25 protein-coding genes and 1 pseudogene are annotated in these 25,458 nt (G+C 72.4%); 18 read left to right on the top strand and 8 right to left on the bottom strand.

Going from position 1 to position 25,458, the window contains the following annotated elements; genetic code table 11:
- Positions 1-13: 13 nt before the first annotated feature.
- From J7I94_RS18780 to J7I94_RS18795, 4 genes are all read left to right on the top strand, one after another.
- Entirely contained in the window at positions 14-1,552 is a 1,539-nt protein-coding gene (locus J7I94_RS18780) for an ATP-dependent DNA ligase (RefSeq protein ID WP_215168283.1), read from the top strand.
- Complete coding sequence (locus J7I94_RS18785; RefSeq protein WP_215168284.1) at positions 1,549-2,010, top strand: NUDIX domain-containing protein; 462 nt, start codon at positions 1,549-1,551, stop codon at positions 2,008-2,010. Before J7I94_RS18780 ends, J7I94_RS18785 begins: the two co-directional genes overlap by 4 nt.
- A gap of 64 nt (positions 2,011-2,074) precedes the next feature.
- Positions 2,075-3,460 carry an NADP-dependent succinic semialdehyde dehydrogenase gene (locus J7I94_RS18790; protein ID WP_215168285.1) on the top strand — a complete coding sequence of 462 codons (1,386 nt, stop codon included), beginning with the start codon at positions 2,075-2,077 and terminating at the stop codon, positions 3,458-3,460.
- A gap of 26 nt (positions 3,461-3,486) precedes the next feature.
- Positions 3,487-3,726 (top strand): DUF6213 family protein, encoded by a 240-nt coding sequence (locus J7I94_RS18795; RefSeq protein WP_215168286.1) that lies wholly within the window; start codon positions 3,487-3,489, stop codon positions 3,724-3,726.
- Here J7I94_RS18795 and J7I94_RS18800 read toward each other — a convergent pair.
- A complete protein-coding gene (locus J7I94_RS18800; protein ID WP_215168287.1) occupies positions 3,714-4,400 on the bottom strand; it encodes a transcriptional regulator in 687 nt (228 codons plus the stop codon). The two genes, J7I94_RS18795 and J7I94_RS18800, sit on opposite strands and share 13 nt — an antisense overlap.
- Before the next feature lie 164 nt (positions 4,401-4,564).
- Between J7I94_RS18800 and J7I94_RS18805 the strand changes: the two are divergent.
- The 3 genes and pseudogenes from J7I94_RS18805 to J7I94_RS18815 form a co-directional block, all read left to right on the top strand.
- Positions 4,565-5,647: pseudogene (locus J7I94_RS18805) on the top strand (type III polyketide synthase); the annotation flags it as partial.
- On the top strand, positions 5,644-6,858 hold the full coding sequence (locus J7I94_RS18810) for a cytochrome P450 (protein WP_215168289.1): 1,215 nt from the start codon (positions 5,644-5,646) through the stop codon (positions 6,856-6,858). The pseudogene J7I94_RS18805 and the gene J7I94_RS18810, both read left to right, overlap by 4 nt.
- Positions 6,859-6,865: 7 nt before the next feature.
- Entirely contained in the window at positions 6,866-7,387 is a 522-nt protein-coding gene (locus tag J7I94_RS18815) for a cupin domain-containing protein (RefSeq protein ID WP_215168290.1), read from the top strand.
- A gap of 323 nt (positions 7,388-7,710) precedes the next feature.
- Here the strand turns inward: J7I94_RS18815 and J7I94_RS18820 are convergent, their stop codons facing one another.
- The gene (locus tag J7I94_RS18820; protein ID WP_215168291.1) at positions 7,711-8,937 is read right to left on the bottom strand and encodes an acyl-CoA dehydrogenase family protein; all 1,227 of its coding nucleotides are present in this window, start codon (positions 8,935-8,937) and stop codon (positions 7,711-7,713) included.
- A gap of 169 nt (positions 8,938-9,106) precedes the next feature.
- Here J7I94_RS18820 and J7I94_RS18825 point away from each other — a divergent pair, with 169 nt between their 5' ends.
- The gene (locus tag J7I94_RS18825) at positions 9,107-9,748 is read left to right on the top strand and encodes a TetR family transcriptional regulator (protein ID WP_215168292.1); all 642 of its coding nucleotides are present in this window, start codon (positions 9,107-9,109) and stop codon (positions 9,746-9,748) included.
- A 110-nt stretch (positions 9,749-9,858) separates the two neighbouring features.
- Here J7I94_RS18825 and def read toward each other — a convergent pair whose 3' ends face one another.
- Entirely contained in the window at positions 9,859-10,401 is a 543-nt protein-coding gene (gene def, locus J7I94_RS18830) for a peptide deformylase (RefSeq protein WP_215168293.1), read from the bottom strand.
- Positions 10,402-10,552: 151 nt separating this feature from the next.
- On the opposite strand from def, the gene J7I94_RS18835 reads away from it, so the two are divergent.
- From J7I94_RS18835 to J7I94_RS18855, 5 genes are all read left to right on the top strand, one after another.
- On the top strand, positions 10,553-11,791 hold the full coding sequence (locus J7I94_RS18835; protein WP_215168294.1) for a MurT ligase domain-containing protein: 1,239 nt from the start codon (positions 10,553-10,555) through the stop codon (positions 11,789-11,791).
- Between the two features lie 27 nt (positions 11,792-11,818).
- Positions 11,819-12,547: a type 1 glutamine amidotransferase gene (locus tag J7I94_RS18840; RefSeq protein ID WP_215168295.1), complete on the top strand. Its 729-nt coding sequence runs from the start codon at positions 11,819-11,821 to the stop codon at positions 12,545-12,547.
- 178 nt (positions 12,548-12,725) lie between these two features.
- Entirely contained in the window at positions 12,726-13,751 is a 1,026-nt protein-coding gene (locus J7I94_RS18845; RefSeq protein ID WP_215168296.1) for a 6-phosphofructokinase, read from the top strand.
- Positions 13,752-13,875: 124 nt separating this feature from the next.
- The gene (locus tag J7I94_RS18850) at positions 13,876-14,829 is read left to right on the top strand and encodes a cytochrome c oxidase assembly protein (RefSeq protein ID WP_215168297.1); all 954 of its coding nucleotides are present in this window, start codon (positions 13,876-13,878) and stop codon (positions 14,827-14,829) included.
- 54 nt (positions 14,830-14,883) lie between these two features.
- Positions 14,884-15,054, top strand: a complete 171-nt coding sequence (locus J7I94_RS18855) for a hypothetical protein (RefSeq protein WP_215168298.1) — start codon at positions 14,884-14,886, stop codon at positions 15,052-15,054.
- Positions 15,055-15,057: 3 nt separating this feature from the next.
- On the opposite strand, the gene J7I94_RS18860 is transcribed toward J7I94_RS18855, so the two are convergent.
- The 4 genes from J7I94_RS18860 to J7I94_RS18875 are packed head-to-tail and all read right to left on the bottom strand — an operon-like array spanning position 15,058 to position 19,117.
- Positions 15,058-16,263 carry a sensor histidine kinase gene (locus J7I94_RS18860; protein WP_215168299.1) on the bottom strand — a complete coding sequence of 402 codons (1,206 nt, stop codon included), beginning with the start codon at positions 16,261-16,263 and terminating at the stop codon, positions 15,058-15,060.
- Positions 16,260-17,996, bottom strand: a complete 1,737-nt coding sequence (locus J7I94_RS18865; protein WP_215168300.1) for a cation acetate symporter — start codon at positions 17,994-17,996, stop codon at positions 16,260-16,262. The genes J7I94_RS18860 and J7I94_RS18865 overlap by 4 nt, the downstream gene beginning before the upstream one ends.
- 5 nt (positions 17,997-18,001) lie before the next feature.
- Positions 18,002-18,364, bottom strand: coding sequence for a hypothetical protein (locus J7I94_RS18870; protein ID WP_215168301.1), 363 nt, complete (start codon positions 18,362-18,364; stop codon positions 18,002-18,004).
- Between the two features lie 3 nt (positions 18,365-18,367).
- Positions 18,368-19,117 carry a LytTR family DNA-binding domain-containing protein gene (locus tag J7I94_RS18875; RefSeq protein ID WP_215168302.1) on the bottom strand — a complete coding sequence of 250 codons (750 nt, stop codon included), beginning with the start codon at positions 19,115-19,117 and terminating at the stop codon, positions 18,368-18,370.
- A 77-nt stretch (positions 19,118-19,194) separates the two neighbouring features.
- Between J7I94_RS18875 and J7I94_RS18880 the strand changes: the two genes are divergently transcribed.
- The 3 genes from J7I94_RS18880 to rocD all read left to right on the top strand — a co-directional run bounded on the left by J7I94_RS18880 (position 19,195) and on the right by rocD (position 21,866).
- Entirely contained in the window at positions 19,195-19,710 is a 516-nt protein-coding gene (locus J7I94_RS18880; RefSeq protein WP_215168303.1) for an Lrp/AsnC family transcriptional regulator, read from the top strand.
- 126 nt (positions 19,711-19,836) lie between these two features.
- Entirely contained in the window at positions 19,837-20,646 is an 810-nt protein-coding gene (gene ddaH, locus J7I94_RS18885; RefSeq protein ID WP_215168304.1) for a dimethylargininase, read from the top strand.
- Positions 20,646-21,866, top strand: coding sequence for an ornithine--oxo-acid transaminase (gene rocD, locus J7I94_RS18890; protein ID WP_251075373.1), 1,221 nt, complete (start codon positions 20,646-20,648; stop codon positions 21,864-21,866). Before ddaH ends, rocD begins: the two co-directional genes overlap by 1 nt.
- Positions 21,867-21,945: 79 nt before the next feature.
- Here rocD and J7I94_RS18895 read toward each other — a convergent pair whose 3' ends face one another.
- Positions 21,946-22,401: an RpiB/LacA/LacB family sugar-phosphate isomerase gene (locus tag J7I94_RS18895; RefSeq protein WP_215168305.1), complete on the bottom strand. Its 456-nt coding sequence runs from the start codon at positions 22,399-22,401 to the stop codon at positions 21,946-21,948.
- Positions 22,402-22,517: 116 nt separating this feature from the next.
- Between J7I94_RS18895 and J7I94_RS18900 the strand changes: the two genes are divergently transcribed.
- Together J7I94_RS18900 and J7I94_RS18905 are read left to right on the top strand one after the other, a co-directional pair.
- On the top strand, positions 22,518-24,038 hold the full coding sequence (locus J7I94_RS18900) for an MFS transporter (RefSeq protein WP_215168306.1): 1,521 nt from the start codon (positions 22,518-22,520) through the stop codon (positions 24,036-24,038).
- A 177-nt stretch (positions 24,039-24,215) separates the two neighbouring features.
- Entirely contained in the window at positions 24,216-25,181 is a 966-nt protein-coding gene (locus J7I94_RS18905) for a YihY/virulence factor BrkB family protein (RefSeq protein WP_215168307.1), read from the top strand.
- Positions 25,182-25,458 lie beyond the last annotated feature (277 nt).

Consider the following 25,458-nt stretch of genomic DNA (forward strand, 5'->3'; position numbering starts at 1 on the left):
CACCATGAAGGGCATGCTGCTCGCCCGGCTGGCCCGTGTGTCCCAGGAGGTCGCCGCCACCTCGGCGCGGTCCCGCAAGACGGCCCTGCTCGCCGAGTTGTTCCGGGAGGCGGAGGCGTCGGACGTGCCGGTCGTCATCCCCTACCTCGCGGGACGGCTGCCGCAGGGCCGGATCGGCGTCGGCTGGAAGGTGCTGGGCCGGCGCGTCGAGCCGGCCCCCGGACCGACCCTCACCGTGCGCGAGGTGGACGCCCGGCTCACCCGCCTCGCCGCCGTGTCCGGCCCCGGATCGCAGACCGAGCGCACCCGGCTGGTCGCGGAGCTGATGGGCGCCGCCACCGAGGACGAGCAGCGCTTCCTGCTCGGGCTGCTCACCGGCGAGGTCCGGCAGGGCGCGCTGGACGCGGTCGCCGTGGAGGGCCTGGCCCGGGCCACCGGGGCGGACCCGGCGGACGTACGGCGGGCGGTGATGCTCGCGGGGTCGTTGCAGGCGGTGGCCGAGGCGCTGCTCGCCGGCGGCCCCGAGGCGCTGGGCCGCTTCCGGCTCACCGTCGGCCGTCCGGTGCTGCCGATGCTGGCGCACAGCGCCTCCTCGGTGGCGGAGGCGGTCGGCAAGCTCGGCTCCTGCGCGGTCGAGGAGAAACTCGACGGCATCCGGGTGCAGGTCCACCGCGACGGCACCGACGTACGGCTGTACACCCGCACCCTGGACGACATCACCGACCGGCTGCCCGAGGTGACCGCGGCGGCGCTGGAGCTGCCCGGCGAGCGGTTCGTGCTGGACGGCGAGGTCATCTCCTTCGGTCCCGACGGGCGCCCCCGCTCCTTCCAGGAGACCGCCGGGCGTGTCGGCTCCCGTACGGACATCGCCGCGGCCTCCCGGGCGGTGCCCGTCTCCCCCGTCTTCTTCGACGCCCTGCTGGTCGACGGCCGCGACCTGCTCGACCTGCCGCTGGCCGAGCGGCACGCGGAGCTGGCGCGGCTGGTCCCGGAGCCGATGCGGGTGCGGCGCACCCTGATGACGGAGGAGGACGACGTGAAGACCGCGGAGGACTTCCTCGCCGGGACCCTCGCCCGCGGTCACGAGGGCGTCGTGGTCAAGGGGCTGGACGCCGCCTACAGCGCCGGGCGGCGCGGCGCGTCCTGGCTGAAGGTGAAGCCCGTGCACACCCTCGACCTGGTGGTCCTGGCCGCCGAGTGGGGCCACGGCCGGCGCACCGGCAAGCTCTCCAACCTGCACCTGGGCGCCCGCGCCGCCGACGGCTCCTTCACCATGCTCGGCAAGACCTTCAAGGGCATGACGGACGCGATGCTGACCTGGCAGACCGGGCACCTCACCGGGCTCGCCGTGGCCGAACATCCCTGGGGCGTGACCGTACGCCCCGAACTGGTCGTCGAGATCGCCTACGACGGCCTCCAGCGCTCCACCCGCTACCCGGCCGGCGTCACCCTCCGCTTCGCCCGCGTGGTCCGCTACCGCGAGGACAAGCGCCCCGAGGACGCGGACACGGTGGAGACGCTGCTCGCCGCGCATCCGCAGGTCGCGCCGTGAAGCGCAGCGCGGGTCTGCTGCTGTACCGCCGGACCGGCGCGGACCTGGAGGTCCTCCTCGGCCACATGGGCGGCCCCTTCTTCGCCCGGCGCGACCAGGGCGCCTGGACGGTGCCGAAGGGCGAGTACGAGGAGGACGAGCCGGCCTGGGACGCGGCCCGGCGCGAGTTCCAGGAGGAGCTGGGGCTGCCTCCGCCGGAGGGCGACGGGGCCGTCCCGCTGGGCGAGGTCCGCCAGTCCGGCGGCAAGCTGGTCACGGTCTGGACGGTCGAGGCCGACCTCGACCCGGCGACGGTCGTGCCCGGCACCTTCCGCATGGAGTGGCCGCCGCGGTCGGGACGGGAACAGGAGTTCCCGGAACTGGACCGGGTGGCCTGGCTGCCCCTGGACCGGGCGCGCGAGGTGATCGTCACGGCCCAGCGGGCGTTTCTCGACCGCCTGGCGGAGCACTCGGGCTGACGAGGCGCCCTCGCGGCGCGGCGCCCCGCGCCCGGTGCGCGGAAGAACGACAGGGAGGTCGGCCATGCCCATCGCGACGGTGAACCCGGCGAACGGCGAGACGGTCAGGACGTACGAGGCGATGGGCGAGGAGGAGACCGAGCGCCGGCTCCAGCTCGCCGAGGCCACCTTCCGTACGTACCGGACGACGAGGTTCGACGAGCGGGCCCGGCTGATGCACCGGGCCGCCGACCTCCTGGAGGCCGACCAGGACGAGATCGGCCGGGTCGTCACCACCGAGATGGGCAAGCCCGTCAGGCAGGCCCGCGCGGAGGCGGCCAAGTGCGCCAAGGCGATGCGCTGGTACGCCGACCGCGCGGCCGCGCTGCTCGCCGACGAGGAGCCCGACGGGGCGGACGTGAAGGACTCCGGGGCCTCACGGGCGCTGGTGCGCTACCGGCCGCTCGGCCCGGTGCTCGCCGTGATGCCCTGGAACTTCCCCCTCTGGCAGGTGATCCGGTTCGCCGCGCCCGCGCTGATGGCGGGCAACGTCGGCCTGCTCAAGCACGCCTCGAACGTGCCGCAGACAGCCCTCTACCTGGAGGACCTCTTCCACCGCGCGGGCTTCCCCGAGGGCTGCTTCCAGACCCTGCTGATCGGCTCGGCGGCCGTCGACGACATCCTGCGCGACGAGCGCGTGAAGGCCGCCACCCTCACCGGCAGTGAGCCCGCCGGCCGCGCGGTGGCCTCCACCGCCGGGGAGATGATCAAGAAGACGGTGCTGGAACTGGGCGGCAGCGACCCGTTCGTCGTGATGCCGTCCGCGGACCTCGACCGGGCCGCCGAGGTCGCGGTGACCGCGCGGGCGCAGAACGCGGGGCAGTCCTGCATCGCCGCCAAGCGGTTCATCGTGCACACGGACGTCTACGACGCCTTCGCGGAGCGTTTCGTGGCCGGCATGAAGGCGCTCAAGGTCGGCGACCCGATGGACGAGGACACCGACGTCGGGCCGCTCTCCAGCGAGCGCGGCGTGACCGACCTGGTGGAGCTGGTGGAGGACGCGGTGCGCGGCGGTGCCACGGTGCTGTGCGGCGGCGAACGCCCCGACGGGCCCGGCTGGTACTACCCGCCGACCGTGCTGGCCGGCATCGGCCGCGAGATGCGCATCCACCGCGAGGAGGCCTTCGGCCCGGTCGCCACGCTGTACCGCGCGGCCGACCTGGACGAGGCGGTGCTGATCGCCAACGACACCGACTTCGGCCTCAGTTCGAACGTGTGGACCCGCGACGACGCGGACGTCGACCGGTTCGTACGGGATCTGGAGGCGGGCGGCGTCTACGTCAACGGGATGACGGCCTCGCACCCGGCGTTCCCGTTCGGCGGCGTCAAGCGGTCGGGTTACGGGCGTGAGCTGTCCGGGCACGGAATCCGGGAGTTCTGCAACATCACCACCGTATGGCACGGAGCGTGAGCCTTCCGCGACTACGATCCTTTTCTGTGACCCGCGAAGTGACTCTTCCCCTGATCGTCGACGACCGCGGCACCCTGCAGGTGGCCGCGGCCGACGTGAGCAAGCTGCTGCGCACGATGGGCGGACGGTGGCTGCGCCTGGTGGAGACCGGGGAGAGCGGCCGGCTGGACGAGGACACCGTGGCGGCCCTCACCATCGAGCTGGCCAAGCTGGCCGACCGGATCGACGTGGCCTGCATCGCGCACAGCAGCGGTCAGTCGTCCTGACCGCCCCGGGGGTGCTCCAGCTCCCACAGGCTGTCCCAGAACATCGCCTCGTACGCCTGGAGCAGCCGTCCGTAGCGGTGTACGAGGTCCTCGTTCAGGTGGCCGCCGTCCAGTCCGGCCTGCACGGCGGCCGTCGCCCTGTGCTCCAGGCCGGGATCGGGTTCGGCGAAGAAGTCGAAGAAGGCGCAGGCCTGGTCGGTGAAGCCGTGGTGGCGGCGCAGGGCGCCGGCGATGGTCGCGCAGTAGCCGCCCCAGGCGGAGAAGTTGGCGTGCACGGCGAGCACCGTCTCGGCGGGTGAGCCGTTCAGCGCGAGCCAGGCCACGTAGGCGGGGTAGGCCTGGCAGCCAGGCAGCGGCTCATGGGCCACCGACCGGGACTCCCCCACGCCGCAGGCCGCGGCGAACGCCTCCAGTTTCCGGGCGGCGACGGCCTCCCCCTCGGCGAGCGCGGAGAAGTAGGCGGCGACGGGCGGGGTGTCGTCCGCGCGGTGCGCGAGGTACTCGAAGGCCCTGCGGTCGGCGGCGATCACCCACCTCTGCTCCAGCGCCAGCGCGGCGAGCGTGTCCCCGCTCACCGCGCCCCGCGCCACCAGCGGCACGAACCGGTTGGCCCGGGGGTCGGGGGCCAGCTTCCCGGTGGTGGTCTCCAGCAGGTTCCGTGCCGTCGGTGCCATCGTCTTCTCCCTCTCCTCGGCCGCGCCGCGCTCCCAGGGTCCCCGAGACGGAGTAACTCCGCGAGAGAACGGCGTCCCGCCGGGTGATCGTGGATGAACACCCCTAGAGGTGAACCACTTTCTGACCGGGGGGCGCAAGGCCGCCCGGGAGGCGAAAGCAGGCACGGTTCATGGCGACTTTGTGCAGACCCTCGGTGTCCGTACCGGAGCACGTGATCACGATGGAGGAGACGCTCGCGCTGGCACGTGAGCGCCACGCGGACCACCCCCAGCTGCCGTTGGCCCTCCGGCTGATCGAGAACACCGGCGTGCGTACCCGGCACATCGTGCAGCCCATCGAGGAGACCCTGAAGCACCCCGGTTTCGAGGACCGGAACAAGCTCTACGAGGCCGAGGCCAAGCGGCGCGTCCCCGCGGTGATCCAGCGTGCGCTGGACGACGCGGAGGTGCTGCCCACCGACATCGACGTGATCATCTACGTCTCCTGCACGGGCTTCATGATGCCCTCGCTCACCGCGTGGCTGATCAACGAGATGGGCTTCGACAGCACCACCCGGCAGATACCGATAGCGCAGCTGGGCTGTGCGGCCGGCGGCGCGGCGATCAACCGGGCCCACGACTTCTGCACGGCCTACCCCGAGGCCAACGCGCTGATCGTGGCCTGCGAGTTCTGCTCGCTGTGCTACCAGCCCACCGACATCGGCGTCGGCTCCCTGCTCTCCAACGGCCTCTTCGGCGACGGCATCGCCGCCGCGGTGGTCCGCGGCCAGGGCGGCACCGGCGTACGCCTGGAGCGCAACGGCTCGTACCTGATCCCGAAGACCGAAGAGTGGATCATGTACGACGTGAAGGCCACCGGCTTCCACTTCCTGCTGGACAAGCGGGTGCCGGCCACCATGGAGCCGCTGGCGCCGGCGCTGGTGCAACTGGCTCGCGACCACGGCTGGGACGCCACCGACCTCGACTTCTACATCGTGCACGCGGGCGGACCGCGCATCCTGGACGACCTGAGCAAGTTCCTCCAGGTCGAACCCCACGCGTTCCGCTTCAGCAGGGCCACGCTGACCGAGTACGGCAACATCGCCAGCGCCGTCGTCCTGGACGCGCTGCGCCGCCTCTTCGACGAGGGCGGCGCGGACAACCGGGCGCGCGGACTGCTGGCGGGCTTCGGGCCCGGCATCACCGCGGAGATGTCGCTGGGCCGCTGGCGGACCGCGGACGAGACCCAGGGCGTGAGACGAACGTGAGCGAAGAGACGATTCCCCGGACCGCCCCGCCCGTGCGGGACTGGCCGGTCCCGGACCTGCCCGGCACCGACTTCGACCCGGTGCTGCGCGAGCTGATGGCCGAGGGGCCGGTCACCCGGATCTCGCTGCCCAACGGCGAGGGCTGGGCCTGGCTGGTGACCCGCTACGACGACGTGCGGATGGTCACCAACGACCCCCGGTTCGGCCGTGAGGCGGTGATGGACCGGCCGGTGACCCGGCTGGCCCCGCACTTCATCCCGGCCCGCGGCGCGGTCGGCTTCCTCGATCCGCCGGACCACACCCGGCTGCGCCGCTCGGTGGCGGCGGCGTTCACCGCGCGGGGCGTGGAGCGCGTCCGGGACCGGGCCCGCGGGCTGCTGGACGAGCTGATCGACGCCATGCTGGCGCAGGGGCCGCCCGCCGATCTCACCGAGGCGGTGCTCAGCCCCTTCCCCATCGCGGTGATCTGCGAGCTGATGGGCGTCCCGGCCGCCGACCGGCACAGCATGCACACCTGGACCCAGCTGATCCTGTCCTCCTCGCACGGCGCCGACGTCAGCGAGCGCGCCAAGCAGGAGATGGGCGCCTACTTCGCCGACCTGATCGGACTGCGGGAGAACAGCTCCGGCGAGGACGTGGCGTCGCTGCTGGGCGCGGCCGTGGGACGCGAGGAGATCACGCTCCAGGAGGCGGTGGGGCTCGCGGTGCTGCTGCAGATCGGCGGCGAGGCGGTCACCAACAACAGCGGGCAGCTGTTCTTCACCCTGCTGACCCGTCCCGACCTGGCCGAACGGCTGCGCGCGGAGCCGGACATCCGCCCTCTGGGCATCGACGAGCTGCTGCGCTGGATTCCCCATCGCAACGCTGTCGGGCTGTCCCGGATCGCCCTGGAGGACGTGGAGATCCGGGGCGTGCCCATCCGGGCGGGCGACGCGATCTACGTCTCCTACCTGGCCGCCAACCGGGACCCCGAGGTCTTCCCCGACCCGGAGACCATCGACCTCACCCGCAGCCCCAACCCGCATGTGTCCTTCGGCTTCGGCCCGCACTACTGCCCGGGCGGCATGCTGGCCCGGCTGGAGTCGGAGTTGCTGGTCGACGCCCTGCTGGACCGGGTGCCGGGGCTCCGGCTCGCGGTGGAGCCGGCGGAGGTGCCGTTCAAGAAGGGCGCGCTGATCCGCGGGCCCGAGGCCCTGCCGGTGACCTGGTGAGCGCTCGATGACGGCGACCGAGGGACTGCTGGTACCGCCGGGGCACGGCCGGGTGGTCGAGGCCCCGGCCCAGCACGTGACCTTCAAGGTGACGGGTTCGCATTCGCGTATGGCGTCCACCTTCGAGGTGATCGTGCCGCCGGGTTTCGACGTCGGCGCCCATGTGCACACCCGCAGCGAGGAGTTGTTCTACGTCCTCGAAGGCGAGCTGGACGTGCTCGCCTTCGAGCCGCGCGTCCGTACGCCCGACAACTGGCAGCGCTGGGAGTCGAGCCGGGGCAGCCGGGTGGTCCGCGCCACCCCGGGCACGGTCATCGTCGTACCGCCCGGCTGCCCGCACGCGTTCGCCAACCCGACGGACACCCCGGCGAAGATGTTCTTCCAGGCGAGCCCGCCGCCGGATCACGAACGCTACTTCGAGGAGCTGCTGGAGATCCTCCAGGACGGCGGCCCGCCGGACCACGAGGCGATCGAGGCGCTGCGGGCCAAGTACGACATCCAGCAGCTGACGCCGCTGCGCCACCGGTGACCCCCACGCGCACCGTCCGGCAGCCACCCGGGCCGGCCCTGTCCGCCGCGGCGGACAGGGCCGGCCGGCGACCGCCGCGGCGGCTCGGCGCTTCTCGCCGGACGGACGGAGCACACCGCACTTCCCGCGGTACGTCGGCATGCCCGGTCGCCCCGATCCTGGTTCCACCTGGTGGACGGGTGCTCACAGCGGACCAGGCCGGCCGCCGGCTGCTACGAGGCGCTCTCGCCGGCCCGACATCCTGGAGTACGTGGGCCGTCGAGTACGCGGACCGTCCCGAGGCGCGGCAGGAACGGCGCGGATCCCACCCCCTCCCCCGCCAGCTACCGGATCGGCATCCCCGACAGCGTGCGGGCGATCACCAGGCGCTGGATCTCGCTCGTGCCCTCGAAGATGGTGTAGATCGCGGAGTCGCGGTGCATCCGCTCCACCGGGTACTCCCGGGTGTAACCGTTGCCGCCCAGGATCTGGACCGCCTGGGCGGTCACCTTCTTCGCCGTCTCGCTGGCGAACAGCTTGGACATCGAGCCCTCGGCCGCCGTGAACGGCTTGCCGTTGACGGCCATCCAGGACGCGCGCCACACCAGCAGCCGGGCCGCGTCGATGGAGGTGCGCATGTCGGCGAGCTGGAAGGCGACGCCCTGGTTGTCGATGATGGGGCGGCCGAACTGCTCCCGGGTCTGCGCGTATTCGAGGGCGACCTCGTAGGCGGCGCGCGCGGTGCCGACCGCCATCGCGCCGACGGCCGGGCGGGACGCCTCGAAGGTGGCCATCGCGGCGTTCTTGACGCGCTCACCGCCCTTCTTGGCCTTCTCCCGGGCGCGGGCGAGGCGGGCGTCCAGCTTCTCCTTGCCGCCGAGCAGGCAGGAGCCGGGGACGCGCACGTTGTCCAGGATCACCTCGGCGGTGTGCGAGGCGCGGATGCCGTGCTTCTTGAACTTCTGGCCCTGGGACAGACCGGGCGCGCCCGGCGGGACGATGAAGGAGGCGTGGCCCTTGGAGCCCAGCTCCGGGTCGACGACCGCGACGACCACGTGGACGTTGGCGATGCCGCCGTTGGTCGCCCAGGTCTTGGTGCCGTTGATGAGCCACTCGTCCTTGGCCTCGTCGTACACCGCGCGCGTGCGCATCGAGGCGACGTCGGAGCCGGCGTCGGGCTCGGAGGAGCAGAAGGCGGCGACCTTGACGTCGTTGGCGTCGCCGTACATCTGGGGGATCCAGGTGCCGATCTGCTCCTCGGTGCCGTTGGCGAGGACGCCGACGGCGGCGAGGCCGGTGCCGACGATCGACAGGGCGATGCCCGCGTCGCCCCAGAACAGCTCCTCCATGGCCATCGGGATGCCGAGCCCCGTCTGGTCGAAGTACTGCTGGGCGTAGAAGTCGAGGGAATAGATGCCGACCTTGGCGGCCTCCTGGATGACCGGCCAGGGAGTCTCCTCACGCTCGTCCCATTCGGCGGCGGCGGGACGGATCACATCGGCGGCGAAGCCGTGCAGCCAGTCCCGCACCTCCTTCTGTTCGTCGTTGAGCTCCATGGTGAACTCGGCCATGACCCCTCCAGTGACGCACGTGCGTGTTACTAACGGTAACATCGAGTCTGTTACCCGCGGGTAAGAAAAGTCAACTCCCTGCTTCCGTCGGCAGCCCGTTCGATCACCGGAGGGCGGTGAGTGCTAGTTTGCGCAGGCGTCACCGAATCAGCACAGGTGGGGAGAGCACATGGAGACCAGGCAGCGGACCGATCAGCAGCGGTCCGCCGACCGGCGACGGCGAGAGCTGCTGGAGGCCGCCGACCGGGTGGTGCTGCGTGACGGGCCCCATGCCTCGATGAACGCCATCGCCGCCGAGGCGGGCATCACCAAGCCGATCCTCTACCGGCACTTCGGCGACAAGGGCGGTCTCTACGCCGCCCTCGCCCAACGTCACACGGACGCCCTCCTCGCCTCGCTGCGGGCCGCCCTGGACGCCCCGGCGGAGCGGCGGCAGCGCGTCGAGGCCACCCTGGACACCTATCTGGCGGCCATCGAGGCACGCCCGCAGGTGTACCGCTTCCTGATGCACCCGGCGGACAGCGCCCAGGGCGAGACGGGCTTCGACGTCGGCAAGCACTCGGCGCCGCTGCTGCGCCGCATGGGCGAGGAGCTGGCCCAGGTCATCGAGGAGCGCCTCGACCTCGGACCGGGCGGCCAGCAGCTGGCCCGGGTGTGGGGGCACGGGATCGTCGGGATGATGCATGCCGCCGGCGACTGGTGGCTCGGCGAACGCCCCTGCTCCCGCGAGGAGTTGGTGCGCAGCCTGGCCGACCTGCTGTGGGGCCGGCTGGCCGAGGCGGGCGACCGGACGGACGGCCCGGGGTTCTGACGGCCCGGGTCGGCCGGTCCTGACGCTTCGGGCCGGTCGGTCACCGACGGCTCCGGTCAGCGGAATCCTGTCGGCTCCGGTCGCGGGTCACCGGCGGCTCCGGTCGCGGGTCACCGGCGGCTCCAGTCCGCCCGGGCGGCCTGCCGTTCCACCCGCCGGCGCCGCCATCCCGTGAGGTGGTCGACGTACAGCCGTCCCTCCAGGTGGTCGCACTCGTGCTGCAGGCAGCGCGCGAAGAATCCCGTCCCGTGGACGGTGACCGGCTCCCCGTCCGCCGTGAAGCCCTCGACGACGGCGTGGTCGTACCGCTCGGTCCCGGCCTCCAGGCCCGGCAGCGACAGACAGCCCTCGGGCCCGCTCACCACCACCCCGTCGGTCTCCACCAGCCGGGGGTTGACCACATGGCCCAGGTGACGGACGTCCTCGTCGTCCGGGCAGTCGTACACGAACACCCGCAGCGGCTCCCCGATCTGGTTGGCCGCCAGCCCCACGCCGCGGGCGGCGTACATGGTGGCGAACAAATCCTCCACGAGCCCCGCGAGTTCGGGGCCGAAGCCGGTGACCTCGCGGCACGGCTCGCGCAGTACCGTGTCTCCGAGCAGGGTCAAGGGCCGGACGCGCCCGCGGGCGCCCGGGATCGGGCCGTGTCGCATGGCGGCAAGGGTACGGGCCCTGAACGCCCCGCCCGCGCGGGCCGCGATTCGGGAGTGCGAATGGATCTCGATAGGCTGAGGTCCACACCACGTGGCCGTCAGGCTTCCCAGGCTTCAGGCGCGGCGCGTACGCAAGGAGGATCGAGAACTGATGGCAGGCAACTCGGACCCGCTCACGCCGCGGGCCAAGCTGGCCGTGACCGCGGGCAAGGCGGTCGCGGCGGCGTCCCGCGCCGCGGGTCGCGGCAGCGGTTCGGTGATCGGCGGCAAGGTGGCGCTGAGACTCGACCCCGACCTCCTCGCCCGGCTCGCCCAGCACCTGGACGTGACCCTGGTCTCGGCGACCAACGGCAAGACCACCACCACCCGGCTCATCGCCGAGGCCCTCAAGGCGGCCGGGCCGGTCGTCTCCAACGCGCTCGGCGCCAACATGCCGGCCGGCATCACCTCGGCGCTGGCGGGCGGCTCGGACGCCCGGTACGGCGTCATCGAGGTCGACGAGAAGTACCTCGCCGGCGTCGCCCGGGACACCGACCCGAAGTGCATCGCCCTGCTCAACCTCTCCCGCGACCAGCTCGACCGCGCCGCCGAGACCCGGATGCTCGCGGAGGCCTGGCGGGAGGGCCTGGCCGGCTCCAAGTCGGTCGTCGTCGCCAACTGCGACGACCCGCTGGTGGTCTGGGCCGCCTCCTCCTCGCCCAACGTGGTCTGGGTGGCCGCCGGGCAGATGTGGAAGGACGACGCCTGGTCCTGCCCGTCCTGCGGCGGTGTGATGCAGCGCCCCGGTGACGACTGGTTCTGCGGCGAGTGCGGCTTCCGCCGGCCCACCCCGAGCTGGGCGCTTTCCAACGACCACGTCATCGACCCGCACGGCTCGGCCTGGCCGATCCACCTCCAGCTGCCGGGCCGCGCCAACAAGGCCAACGCCGCCTCCTCGGCGGCCGTCGCCGCCGTCTTCGGGGTGCCGCCGCAGGTCGCCCTGGAGCGGATGTACCAGGTGCAGGCGGTCGCCGGACGCTACGACGTGGTCCAGTTCCAGGGCCGCGACCTGCGTCTGCTGCTCGCCAAGAACCCGGCCGGCTGGCTGGAGACCTTCTCCCTGATCGACCCGCCGCCGGCCCCGGTGATCCTCTCGGTGAACGCGCGCGGTGCCGACGGCACCGACACCTCCTGGCTGTGGGACGTCGACTACACGCGGCTGACCGGCCACCCGATCTGCGTGATCGGCGACCGGAAGCTCGACCTGGCGGTCCGCCTCGAAGTGGCGAACCAGCAGTTCCAGGTGTGCGAGAACCTCGACCAGGCGGTGCAGCAGTGCCCGCCGGGCCGGATCGAGGTCATCGCCAACTACACCGCGTTCCAGGACCTGCGCCGCCGCGTCGGCAACTGACCCACGACACCGGTAGGGAACTTGAGAGTGAGCGACAACCAACTGCGCATCGTCTGGATCTACCCGGACCTGCTCAGCACCTACGGCGACCAGGGCAACGTCCTCGTCGTGGAGCGCCGCGCCCGGCAGCGCGGCCTGGACGTGGCCCGGATCGACGTGCGCAGCGACCAGCCGATCCCGACCTCCGGCGACATCTACCTGATCGGCGGCGGCGAGGACCGGCCGCAGCGGCTCGCGGCGGAGCGGCTGCGCCGGGACGGCGGTCTGCACCGGGCGGTGGGCAACGGCGCGATCGTCTTCTCGGTCTGCGCCGGCTACCAGATCCTCGGCCACGAGTTCGTCAACGACCTCGGCCAGCGCGAGCCCGGCCTCGGCCTGCTCGACGTGGTCTCGGTGCGCGGCGAGGGCGAGCGGTGCGTGGGCGACGTCCTCGGCGACATCGACCCGCGCCTCGGCCTGCCCCCGCTGACCGGCTTCGAGAACCACCAGGGCGTCACCCACCTGGGCCCGACCGCCCGCCCGCTCGCCCAGGTCCGCTTCGGCAACGGCAACGGCACGGGGGACGGCACGGAGGGCGCGTTCAACGACACGGTCTTCGGTACGTACATGCACGGGCCGGTGCTCGCCCGCAACCCGCTCATCGCGGACCTGCTGCTGAAGCTGGCCCTGGACGTGAACGCGCTGCCGCCGACCGACGACCGGTGGTACGAGGCACTGCGCGACGAGCGCATCGCGTCGGCCCAGCAGTCCGCCTGACACAGGCGCCCGCCCGCACGTCACCGGCCCGTCTGATGGCACGTCCGCACAGGTGAGCGGGCACGTCCAGCAGGCGGACGCCCCGTGCGGGCGGGCCCGCGGATGCCGCTAGGGTGGCGGCATCCGAGCCGGACATCGCGGTCCGGACCCGTGCCCACTGGAGAAGGTAAATCGGGCTATGCGCATTGGTGTCCTCACGTCCGGCGGCGACTGCCCCGGCCTGAACGCCGTCATCCGGTCCGTCGTGCACCGTGCCGTCGCCGACCACGGCGACGAGGTCATCGGTTTCCGGGACGGCTGGAAGGGCCTCCTGGAGTGCGACTACCTCAAGCTCGACCTCGACGCCGTGGGCGGCATCCTGGCCCTCGGCGGCACCATCCTCGGCTCCTCCCGGGTCCGTCCCGAGCAGCTGCGGGACGGCGTGGAGCGGGCCCGGGGACATGTCCGGGAGCTGGGGCTCGACGCGATCATCCCGATCGGCGGCGAGGGCACGCTGAAGGCGGCCCGGCTGCTGTCCGACAACGGGCTGCCGATAGTCGGGGTGCCCAAGACCATCGACAACGACATCGCCGTCACGGACGTCACCTTCGGCTTCGACACCGCCGTGACGGTGGCGACCGAGGCGCTGGACCGGCTGAAGACCACCGCCGAGTCGCACCAGCGGGTGCTGATCGTCGAGGTCATGGGCCGGCACACCGGCTGGATCGCGCTGCACTCCGGGATGGCGGCCGGCGCGCACGCCGTCGTCGTACCGGAACGGCCCTTCGACATAGAGGAGCTGGCCGCGAAGGTCGGCGAGCGGTTCTCGGCGGGCAAGCGGTTCGCGATCGTGGTGGCGGCGGAGGGCGCCAAGCCGAAGCCGGGGACGATGACGTTCGACGAGGGCGGCAAGGACGTCTACGGCCACGAGCGCTTCGCGGGGATCGCCCGGCAGCTCTCCATCGAGCTGGAGCAGCGGCTCGGCAAGGAGGCGCGGCCGGTGATCCTCGGGCATGTGCAGCGGGGCGGGACGCCCACGGCGTACGACCGGGTGCTGGCGACGCGGTTCGGGTGGCACGCGGTGGAGGCCGCGCACCGGGGCGAGTTCGGGAAGATGACGGCGCTGCGGGGGACGGACATCGTGACGGTGCCGTTGGCGGAGGCTGTGGAGACGCTGAAGACGGTGCCCGGGGACCGGTACGCGGAAGCGGAGTGCGTTCTTTAGGCCGGCACAGTCCCGCGCCCCTCATGGGACGCGCTGTTCAGCCCCCGGTGACATCGGTCGCCGGGGGCGGTTCTAGTCTTGGGGCGGACAGACAGCGTCAATCAGCATGAAATGGGAGCCGGCGATGGATCACAGCGGGCACGGCATGATGACCGAGCTGCCGCCGTTCACGCTGGGGCGGGGGCTCGGGTGGTCCATGGACCCGTTCTTCCTCGTCGCCTGCCTGCTGGGGCTCGCGCTCTACGGCTGGGGGGTCGTCCGGCTCGCGCGGCGCGGGGACTCCTGGCCGCTGGGGCGGACCGTCGCCTTCGTGGTCGGCGTGCTGAGCATCGCACTGGTGATGTGCACCAAGCTGAACGACTACGGCATGGTCATGTTCAGCGTGCACATGGTGCAGCACATGGTCATCAGCATGGTGTCGCCCATCCTGATCCTGCTCGGTGCCCCGGTCACCCTCGCCCTGCGCGCGCTGCCGCCGGCCGCCGTGCGGGGCAGCAAGGGGCCGCGGGAGCTGCTGCTGATGCTGCTGCACAGCCGGTACATGCGGGTGATCACCCACCCCGTGTTCACGATCCCGCTGTTCATCGCGAGCCTGTACGCGCTGTACTTCACGCCGCTGTTCGACTTCCTGATGGGCTCCAAGGTCGGGCACATCGCGATGATGGTGCACTTCCTCGCCGTCGGCGTGGTCTTCTTCTGGCCGATCATGGGCGTGGACCCGGGCCCGCACCGGCCGGGCTATCTGATGCGGATGCTGGAGCTCTTCGCGGGCATGCCGTTCCACGCGTTCTTCGGTATCGCGCTGATGATGGCGTCCTCGCCGATGGTCTCGACGTTCGAGAACCCGCCCGCCTCGCTCGGCATCGACGCGCTCTCCGACCAGAACGCGGCCGGCGGGATCGCCTGGGCGTTCAGCGAGGTGCCCTCGGTCCTGGTGCTGATCGCGCTGCTGTTCCAGTGGTACGCCTCGGACCAGCGGCAGGCCAGGCGCAAGGACCGGGCCGCCGACCGGGACGGCGACAAGGAGCTGGCGGCGTACAACGCCTATCTGGCCTCTTTGCAGACACGCGGGAGCTGAGCGGGGCGCTTCGGGGCACCATGGAGGGGATCGGCCCATGAGGAGGGTGTCGCGATGCCCGGTTCCACGGACGGTTCCACGAAGACGATGGGGGCGCTGACCATCGGCGGCCTGGTGGCGGTGACGGCCTACACGGTGGCGCTCGGCAGCAACGGCTGGCTGTGGTTCGGCTGGGTGCTGCTGGGTCTGATCACGCTGGGGATGGTCGCCTCCCGCAGCGCCTGAGGTTCAGCCGCGGGCCGGCCGGGCGGCCGAGTGGACGCCCGGCTGGTACTTCGGCAGCCGGACCGTGATCTTCATGCCCGCGCCGACGGCCGTCTCGATGGCCAGGCCGTGGTCGTCGCCGTACACCTGGCGGAGCCGGTCGTCGACGTTGGACAGGCCGATGCCGCCGGACGGGCTGACCTCGCGGGCGAGGATCGCGCGGAGCAGGGCGGGGTCCATGCCGGCGCCGTCGTCCTCGATGACGACGAGGGCCTCGGCGCCCGCGTCCTGCGCGGTGATCTGGATGCGGCAGGTGCCGGACTTGCCCTCCAGGCCGTGCTTGACGGCGTTCTCCACCAGGGGCTGGAGGCAGAGGAAGGGCAGCGCGACCGGCAGGACCTCGGGGGCGATCTGCAGGGTGACGGCGAGGCGGTCCCCGAAGCGGGCGCGGACCAGGGCCAGGTAGTGGTCGATGGCGTGCAGTTCGTCGGCGAGGGTGGTGAAGTCGCCGTGCCGGCGGAACGAGTAGCGGGTGAAGTCGGCGAACTCCAGCAGCAGCTCCCGGGCGCGTTCGGGGTCGGTGCGGACGAAGGACGCGATCACCGCGAGCGAGTTGAAGATGAAGTGCGGGGAGATCTGGGCGCGCAGTGCCTTGATCTCGGCCTCGATGAGGCGGGTGCGGGAGCGGTCGAGGTCGGCGAGTTCCAGCTGTACGGAGATCCAGCGGGCCACCTCGCCGGCCGCCCGGACCAGGACGGCGGACTCGCGGGGCGCGCAGGCCACCAGCGCGCCGTGCACCCGGTCGTCGACGGTGAGCGGGGTGACGACGGCCCAGCGCACCGCGCAGTCGGGGGCGGAGCAGGTGAGCGGGAACGCCTCGCCGCGGCCGGTCTCCAGCGGGCCGGCGAGCAGTTCCATGATCTCGGTGCGGTGGTGGCCGCCGGCGCCGTCCCAGACCAGGACCTCCTCGGTGTCCGTCAGGCACAGCGCGTCGGTGCCGAGCAGGGAGCGCAGTTTGCGGGCGGACTTGCGGGCGGTCTCCTCGGTGAGGCCCGCCCGGAGCGGGGGCGCGGCGAGGGAGGCGGTGTGCAGGGTCTGGAAGGTGGCGTGCTCGACGGGGGTGCCCAGTCCGCCGAGGTTCTCGGGGCGGGCGGTGCGCCGGCCCAGCCAGAAGCCGGCCGCCAGCAGCGGGAGGACGGCCACGCACAGTCCCGCCAGGAATCCGCTCATGCCGCTCTGCCTTCGTGAGGGCGCAGTTCCTCCGTGCGCAGTTCTTCGGGGAGGTGGAACCGGGCCAGGATCGCCGCGGCCTGGGCCGGCACCCGGCCCGGGGTGGCCAGCGACACCGTGATCATGGTGAGGAAGCCCAGCGGCACCGTCCAGAGCGCGGGCCAGGCCAGCAGGGCGTGCAGCGCGCCGTCGCCGGGGAAGCCGGCCATCGTGGCGGCCACGGCGAGCAGCGCGGAGCCGCCGCCGACCAGCATCCCGGCCGCGGCGCCCGGCGGGGTCAGCCGCCGCCACCAGATGCCGAGGACGAGCAGCGGGCAGAAGGAGGAGGCGGAGACGGCGAAGGCGAGGCCGACCGCGTCGGCGACCGGCAGCCCGCCCACCAGGACGCTCGCCGCGAGCGGCACGGCCATGGCGAGGGCGGTGCCGAGCCGGAAGTGCCGTACGCCGCGGGTGGGCAGGACGTCCTGGGTGAGGACGCCCGCGACGGCCATGGTCAGTCCGGAGGCGGTGGAGAGGAACGCGGCGAAGGCGCCGCCCGCGACCAGGGCGCCGAGCAGATCGCCGCCCACTCCCCCGATCATGCGGCCGGGCAGCAGCAGTACGGCGGCGTCGGCGTCACCGGTGAGGGCGAGTTCGGGGGCGTAGAGGCGGCCGAGGGCGCCGTAGACGGGTGGCAGCAGGTAGAAGGCGCCGATCAGGCCGAGGACGGCGACGGTGGTGCGGCGGGCGGCGACGCCGTGCGGGCTGGTGTAGAAGCGGACCACGACGTGCGGCAGGCCCATGGTGCCGAGGAACGTGGCGAGGATCAGGCCGTAGGTGGCGTACAGCGGGCGTTCGGTGCGGCTCTCGGCGCGGGACGGGGTCAGGGCGTCGTCGGCGCCGTGGACGGTCGCGGCGGGGACGGGGGTGTGCGGGGCGAAGGTGAGGCGGGTGCCGGCGTCGACGCGGTGCGGGCCGGTGGGCAGGTGGAGCCGGGTGCCGTCGTGGCGGCGGCCGTCGACGGTGCCGTCGACCGTGACGGTCAGCGGGGTTCCGAGCTTCAGGGTGAGGGTGTCCTGGACGCGGACGGTGCGCTGCTCGCGGAAGGCGGCGGGTTCGTCGAAGGCGCGGCTGGGGGCGCCGTCGGCCTGCCAGGCCAGGATCAGGAAGAGGGCGGGGACGAGCAGGGCGGTGAGCTTGAGCCAGTACTGGAAGGCCTGGACGAAGGTGATGCTGCGCATGCCGCCGGCGGCGACGGTGGCGGTGACGACGACGGCGACGATGACCCCGCCGAGCCAGTCCGGCGCGTCGGTGAGCACGGTCAGCGTCAGCCCGGCGCCCTGGAGCTGGGGCAGCAGGTAGAGCCAGCCGACGCCGACGACGAAGGCGCCCGCGAGGCGCCGCACCGCCTGCGAGGCGAGCCGGGCCTCGGCGAAGTCGGGGAGGGTGTAGGCGCCGGAGCGGCGCAGCGGGGCGGCGACGAAGAGGAGCAGCACCAGATAGCCGGCGGTGTAGCCGACCGGGTACCAGAGCATGTCGGGGCCCTGGACCAGGAGCAGCCCCGCGATGCCGAGGAAGGACGCGGCGGAGAGGTACTCGCCGCTGATGGCGGCGGCGTTGAGGCGGGGGCCGACGGTGCGGGAGGCGACGTAGAAGTCGGAGGTGGTGCGGGAGATGCGCAGGCCGAAGGCGCCGACCAGGACGGTGGCGACGACGACGAGGGCGACGGCGGGGACGGCGTAGCTCGACTGCACGGTGGCTAGCGGTCCTCGACCAGGCGGACCAGGTCGCGCTCGTTGCGTTCGGCGCGGCGCACGTACCAGCGGGCGAGCAGGACCAGCGGGGCGTACAGGGCGAAGCCGAGGACGGCCCACTCCAGGCGGCGGGCGTCGGGCATCGCGGCGAACAGCAGCGGGAGCGGGCCGATGAGCAGGACGAGGACGGCGAAGACGGTGAGGGCGGCGCGCAGTTGGGTGCGCATCAGGGAGCGGACGTAGGTGTGGCCGAGGGTGGTCTGCTCGTCGATCTCGGTGCGCGGGCGGTAGTAGGCGGAGGTCCGGCGGCGGGTGCGGCGGGGCGGGCCGGTGACGGTGACGCGGCGCTCGGCGGGGTCCTGGGGCACGGTTCAGGTCCTTCTCATCAGCAGGTCGCGCAGTTCCCGGGCGTGGCGGCGGCTGACCTGGAGTTCCTCGCCGCCGACCAGGACGCTGACCGTGCCGGCGTCCAGGCGCAGTTCCCCGATGTGGCGCAGGGCGACCAGGTGGCGGCGGTGGATGCGGACGAAGCCGCGGGAGCGCCAGCGCTCCTCCAGGGTGGACAGCGGGATGCGGACCAGGTGGCTGCCCTGGGCGGTGTGCAGCCGGGCGTAGTCGCCGCGGGCCTCGACGTGGGTGATGTCGTCGACGGCGACGAAGCGGGTGACGCCGCCGAGTTCCACGGTGATGTGGCCGGGGTCGGGTTCGTGGACGGGGATGCGCGGCAGGGCGCCCCGCAGGTCGGCGGCGCGGCGGACGGCCTCGGCCAGGCGCTCCCGGCGGACGGGTTTGAGGACGTAGTCGACGGCCTTGAGGTCGAACGCCTGTACGGCGAAGTCCTCGTGGGCGGTGACGAACACGATCAGCGGCGGCCGGGCGAAGCCGGTGAGCAGCCGGGCCAGGTCCAGGCCGTCCAGGCCGGGCATCTGGATGTCCAGGAAGACCACGTCCAGGGCGTCCGGTCCGTCGGGGCCCGACTCCAGGGCGCGGTTGACGCGGCGCAGCGCCTCGGTGGCGTCGCCGGCGCCCTCGACGGTCGCGATCCGCGGGTCGGCACCGAGCAGGTACACCAGCTCTTCCAGCGAGGGGCGTTCGTCGTCGACGGCCAGGGCGCGCAGCATGGACGTGGAGTCTAGGGGCGATCCGGACCTGTGAACACGGGCCCGACGTGGACGTATGTGATGGATACAGTGCCCGCATGAACAGCAGGCCGGGCTCCTTCGACGAGCTGGACCGGAAGATCGTGACCGCGTTGATGGCCAACGCCCGGACGTCCTTCGCCGAGATCGGCGCCGGGATCGGGCTGTCGGCGACGGCGGTCAAGCGCCGGGTCGACCGGCTGCGGGAGACCGGGGTGATCACCGGGTTCACGGCGACCGTGCGGCCGTCCGCGCTGGGCTGGCGGACGGAGGCGTACGTGGAGGTGTACTGCGAGGGGGCGGCGCCGCCGCGGCGGCTGGCGGAGGTGGTGCGCAACCATCCGGAGATCACGGCGGCGATGACCGTGACCGGCGGCGCGGACGCGCTGCTGCACGTACGGGCGCGGGACGTGGAGCACTTCGAGGAGGTGCTGGAGCGGATCCGGGTGGAGCCGTTCATCCGGAAGACGATCAGTGTGATGGTGCTGTCGCATCTGATCCCGGACAGCCCGGAGGCCGGGGCCAGCCATCCTGTCCCTGACGAGGCCCCTGTGCGCGCAGCGGACCTGCGCTGAACGGCTGAACTGCGCATGATTGCTGCGCGCACACGCAGCTTTCGTCGCTTGTCGCGCGTCTCCGCCTTTTCTTACCGTGGTGACACACCCCGTCACCCCCTGTGAGCGAAGCGGAGGGATCCCGCTGTGCCCGACTCCCGTGTGCCGCACAGGCGGCGCTTCCTGGTCTGCGAGCCCCGGCACTTCGCCGTGCGGTACGCGATCAATCCGTGGATGAGCCCCGACCGGTCGGTGGACGTCATCCGCGCCCTCGACCAGTGGCAGGCCCTGGTCGACGCCTACCGCGCCCACGGCCACACCGTCGAGCGTGTCGCACCGCTGCCCGGCCTGCCCGACATGGTGTTCGCCGCCAACGCCGCGGTCGTCGTCGGGGGCCGCGTCCTCGGCTCCCGCTTCCTCGCGCCCGAGCGGCGCGCCGAGTCACTGCCGTACGAGGCGTGGTTCAAGGAGCGGGGGTACGAGGTGCAGCATCCGGGGTCGGTGTGCGAGGGCGAGGGCGACCTGGCGCCGGCCGGGCGGTGGATCCTGGCCGGCACGGGATTCCGTACGGCGCCGGAGGCGCACCGGGAGGCGCAGGAGTTCTTCGGCGTGCCGGTGATCTCGCTGACACTGGTGGATCCGTACTTCTACCACTTGGACACGGCGCTGTTCGTGCTCGACAACGACAATGTGGCTTACTACCCCGAGGCGTTCAGTCCGGGCAGCCGTGAGGTACTCGCCCGGCTGTATCCGGACGCGGTGCTCGCGACCCGCGCGGACGCGCTGGCGTTCGGCCTCAACTCCGTCTGTGACGGGCGTCATGTGTTCATCTCACCGGGGGCGACGGCCCTCGCCGGCCGGCTCGCCGAGCGCGGCTATGTCCCTGTCCCCGTCGACCTGTCCGAGTTCCACAAGGCGGGCGGCGGCATCAAGTGCTGCACTCAGGAGATCCGCTGATGACCACGACCGCGCACACCCGGACGTCCGCCGAGCTGATCCGCGCGGAGGAGCCGGTCCTCGCGCACAACTACCACCCGCTGCCCGTGGTCGTCGCCCGCGCGGAGGGCGTCTGGATGGAGGACGTGGAGGGCCGCCGCTACCTGGACCTGCTGGCCGGTTACTCGGCGCTCAACTTCGGCCACCGCCACCCGGCGCTGGTCGAGGCGGCCCACCGTCAACTGGACCGGCTGACGCTGACCTCGCGCGCCTTCCACAACGACCGTCTCGCCCTGTTCGCCGAGCGCCTCGCCGCGCTGACCGGCATGGACATGATGCTGCCGATGAACACCGGCGCGGAGGCGGTGGAGAGCGGCATCAAGGTGGCCCGCAAGTGGGCGTACGACGTGAAGGGCGTCCCGGACGGCGAGGCGACGATCGTGGTGGCGGCGGACAACTTCCACGGCCGTACGACGACGATCGTGAGCTTCTCCACGGACGAGACGGCCCGCGCGGGCTTCGGACCGTTCACGCCCGGGTTCCGCGTCGTGCCGTACAACGACCTGGCGGCACTGGAGGCGGCGGTCGACGGGACGACGGCGGCGGTGCTGATCGAGCCGATCCAGGGCGAGGCGGGGGTGCTGATCCCGGACGACGGTTATCTGGCCGGGGTGCGGGAGGTGACCCGGCGGGCGGGCTGTCTGTTCATGGCGGACGAGATCCAGTCGGGGCTGGGCCGCACCGGGCACACCCTGGCCGTGGAGCACGAGGCGGTCGTCCCCGACCTGGTGCTGCTCGGCAAGGCGCTGGGCGGCGGCATCGTGCCGGTGTCGGCGGTGGCGGGCCGGCGGGAGGTGCTCGGGGTGCTGCGTCCGGGCGAGCACGGCTCCACGTTCGGCGGCAATCCGCTGGCCGCGGCGGTCGGTGCGGCGGTGGTGGAACTGCTGGAGACGGGCGAGTACCAGCGGCGGGCGGCCGAGCTGGGCGTGCTGCTGCGGGAGGGGCTGGCGGCGCTGGTCGGGCGGGGTGTCGTGGGTTTCCGGGCGCGCGGGCTGTGGGCGGGCGTCGACGTCGACCCGGCGCTGGGCACCGGCCGCGAGGTCAGCGAGCGCCTGATGCGGGAGGGCGTCCTGGTCAAGGACACCCACGGCTCCACGATCCGGCTGGCACCGCCGCTGACGATCACGGCGGAGGAGCTCCAGGGGGCGCTGGGGGCGCTGGAGAAGGTGCTGACGCTCTGAAACGGGGGGCGCCGGGGTGACCGGGGGCTGGGTGTGCCGTTGGCGGTCGGCCGAGGTGCCGTGCCCCCGACCGCAGGTGTCACGGGGCGGGGTGGGCGGCGTCGAGCCGGGTCACGTGGGTCACGCTCTCCCGGTCCTCGGCGTCCGTGCTGGGCTCGCCCGCGAACCAGGCGTCGAGGATCTCCGTCAGCAGCGGGCCGGAGGTCAGCCGCAGACTGAGGGCGAGGACGTTGGCGTCGTTCCAGCGGCGGGCGCCGTCCGCCGTGTACGCGTCCGCGCACAGGGCCGCGCGGACGCCCGGCACCTTGTTCGCGGCGATCGACGCGCCGGTGCCGGTCCAGCAGCACACCACCGCCTGGTCGGCACGCCCGGCGGCGACCTCACGGGCCGCCCGCTCCGAGCACACCGCCCACCCGGGGTCGTCCCCGGGGCGCAGCGCGCCGTGGGTCAGCACCTCGTGGCCCCGGCCGCGCAGTTCCTCCACCAGGAGGCGGGCGACGGGTTCGTCCATGTCCGAGGAGACGGCGATCCGCATGCTCCGCAGCCTACTCGGTGATCGACGCGACACCGATCCGTACGAGTGAAATCTGCATTTTGTGGCAGGTGCAGCTGGAAAGCATATGAACGAGCATAAGTTCCGTTTGGAGCGCTATGCCCCCGGAAAGGAACGCAGCCACGTCTCCCACCGACAACGGGCCCGTGCCCGATTCCGCGGCTCTCAAGCGTCACCCGGCTCTCTTCCGTGCCATCAGACGCAGGCAGAACCCCCGGCTGCGCCGGTCGGACATCACGGTGACGGACGAGCGCGCGGTCAAGCGGGCGGTGAAGGCCGCCGCCCTCGGCAACGCCATGGAGTGGTTCGACTTCGGCATCTACGCGTATCTGGCCGGCACCATCGGCCGCGTCTTCTTCCCGTCCGGGAGCGACACCGCGCAGTTGCTGTCCTCGTTCGCCACGTTCGCCGTCGCCTTCCTGGTGCGGCCGATCGGCGGCATGGTGTTCGGGCCGATGGGCGACAAGATCGGCCGTAAGAAGGTCCTCGCGCTGACGATGATCCTGATGGCGATCGGCACCTGCGCGATCGGGCTGCTGCCGACGTACGCCGCGGTCGGCTTCTGGTCGCCGCTGCTGCTCATCCTGTTCCGGCTGCTCCAGGGGTTCTCCACCGGCGGCGAGTACGGCGGTGCCTCCACGTTCATCGCGGAGTACGCGCCGGACAAGCGGCGCGGCTTCTTCGGCTCCTTCCTGGAGCTGGGGACGCTGGCCGGGTACACCTGCGCGGCGGGTCTGGTGACCGCGCTCACCGCGGGGCTGGGCACGGACGCGGTGGACGCGTGGGCCTGGCGCATCCCGTTCCTGGTCGCCGGTCCGCTCGGGGTCGTCGGTCTGTATCTGCGGATGCGCCTGGACGACACCCCCGCCTTCCTGAAGCTGGAGGAGGGCAACGTGCACGTCTCGGACGCGGCGACCGCGGTGGAGACGACGGCCCGGGGCGACCTCGCGAAGATCTTCCGGCAGCACTGGCGGATGCTGGTGCTGTGCGTCGCCCTGGTCGGTGCCTACAACATCACCGACTACATGCTGCTGTCGTACATGCCGACGTACCTCTCGGACGAGCTGCACTACAGCGAGACGCACGGGCTGCTGATCCTCGTCGTCACCATGATCGTGCTGATGCTGGTCATCAACCAGGTGGGCCGGATCTCCGACCGGTACGGCCGCAAGCCCGTGCTGATGACCGGCATGCTGGGCTTCTTCGTGCTGTCCGCCCCGTCGTTCCTGCTGGTGCGGCAGGGCAGCCCGCTCGCCGTGGCGGGCGGGATGCTGATGCTCGGCCTGTCGCTGGTGTGTCTGCTGGGCACGATGTCGGCGGCGCTGCCCGCGATGTTCCCCACCTCGGTGCGCTACGGCTCCCTGTCGGTCGGCTACAACCTGTCGGCGTCCCTGTTCGGCGGCACCACTCCCCTGGTCATCACCGCGCTGATCGGCGCGACCGGCTCGGAGATGATGCCGGCGTACTACGCGATGGCGGCGGCCCTGGTCGGGGTGGTGGCGGTGGCCTGCATGAAGGAGACCGCGCGGCAGCCGCTGGAGGGGTCCCCGCCGTCGGTGCAGAGCGAGGAGGAGGCGGCGGCCATCGTGGAGGAACAGGCTCCCGCGCCGAGGTTCTGAGGCGTTCACGGGGTCCGGCGGCGGTGCGGTGCCGGCGCTCCGGCGTCACGGCCGCGGAGCGCACACGCCCGCGTCGGCTGACGGGATGCCCGGGCGGAACGGGGGCAGTCTGGACGGACGGAACACGTCACTCGGCGGCACCGGGACAGGGGTCCGCCGCGAGGAAGGGTGGGCGCCGTGGGCACCGCCGTACACGTCCCGCAGACCAGGGACATGCGTGGGGAGGAGCTGTCGGGGGACGAGGCGTTCACCGCGCTGCGGCACTACGGGGGCGTGCGGCTGCTGGCCGACTCCTTCGCGCGGTTCCGTTACGCGGACGGCTTCACCAACGCGCGGGCGCTCGCCTTCCAGGTGGTGCTGGGGCTGGTGCCGTTCACCGTCGCCCTGGTGGGCCTGGCCACCAGCGCGCACACCGAGACCGTGGGGCGCGTCGTCGAACTGACCCTCGGCCGGATCGTGCCCGGGGCCAGCGGCGATGTCGTCGCGGACGCCTTCGCGCGGACCCGGCGGTCCGCTCACGGCGACGTGTGGAGCACGCTCGCTCTCTGGCTGGGCCTGGGCTTCGCGCTGCTGAACCTCGCGTCGGCCATGGGCCAGATCGAGCGGGGCGCCAACCGCATCTACGGCATCGAACGCGACCGCCCCCTCCCCCTCAAGTACGCCCGGGCGATCGCCCTCGCGGTCACCGCGGGGATGCCCATGGTGCTCGGGTTCGTCGTCCTGGTCGCCGGTGAGGCGGTCGGTGACGCGGTGATGCGGGCCACCGGGCGGGCGGGGGGCGTGCCGGGCTGGTGGAGCGCGCTGGAGGTGCCGACCGGACTGGCGCTGGCGTGGATCGCCTCCGCGGTGATCTTCCGGTGGTCGCCGCGCCGGGTCCAGCCCGGCTACACCTGGCTCGCCTTGGGCTCGGCCCTGCAGATCCTCCTGTGGGTGACGGCGACCTGGCTGCTGGCGCTCTACGTCGAGGAGAGCGGTTCCTTCGGCGCCCTGTACGGGCCGCTGACCGCGTTCGTCGCCCTGCTGCTGTGGGCCAACCTCACCGCCGTGGCGCTCTTCTTCGGCATCGCCTTCGCCGCACAGCTGGAGGCGGCCCGCGCCGGTCTCGCCTCCCCGGTCCACCCGGACCCGGGGCCGGGCGACTGACCGGCGGGGGCGTCCGGGACGGGTTCAGGGACCGGGTTCAGGGGCGGGCTAGGGCCTGTCGTTTGGATCACGCCGCAGACGCGGGGTCTGGCACGCGCATCTGCGGCGTTGTCGTCACTCGCCGACGCTCCGCGTCGACTCCCTCCTCCGCCTTGCAGCTGCACGCACCAGACCCCGCTCACCGGCATGGACAAGTCCCGCCGATGTCCTGCGTCCTGATCCAAACGACAGGCCCTAGAAGCGACGGGACCGCGACACGCCCCCACCACAATGGACC

Origin of the sequence: Streptomyces sp. ISL-12 (assembly GCF_018614415.1) — a bacterium.
Classification (GTDB): Bacteria; Actinomycetota; Actinomycetes; order Streptomycetales; family Streptomycetaceae; genus Streptomyces.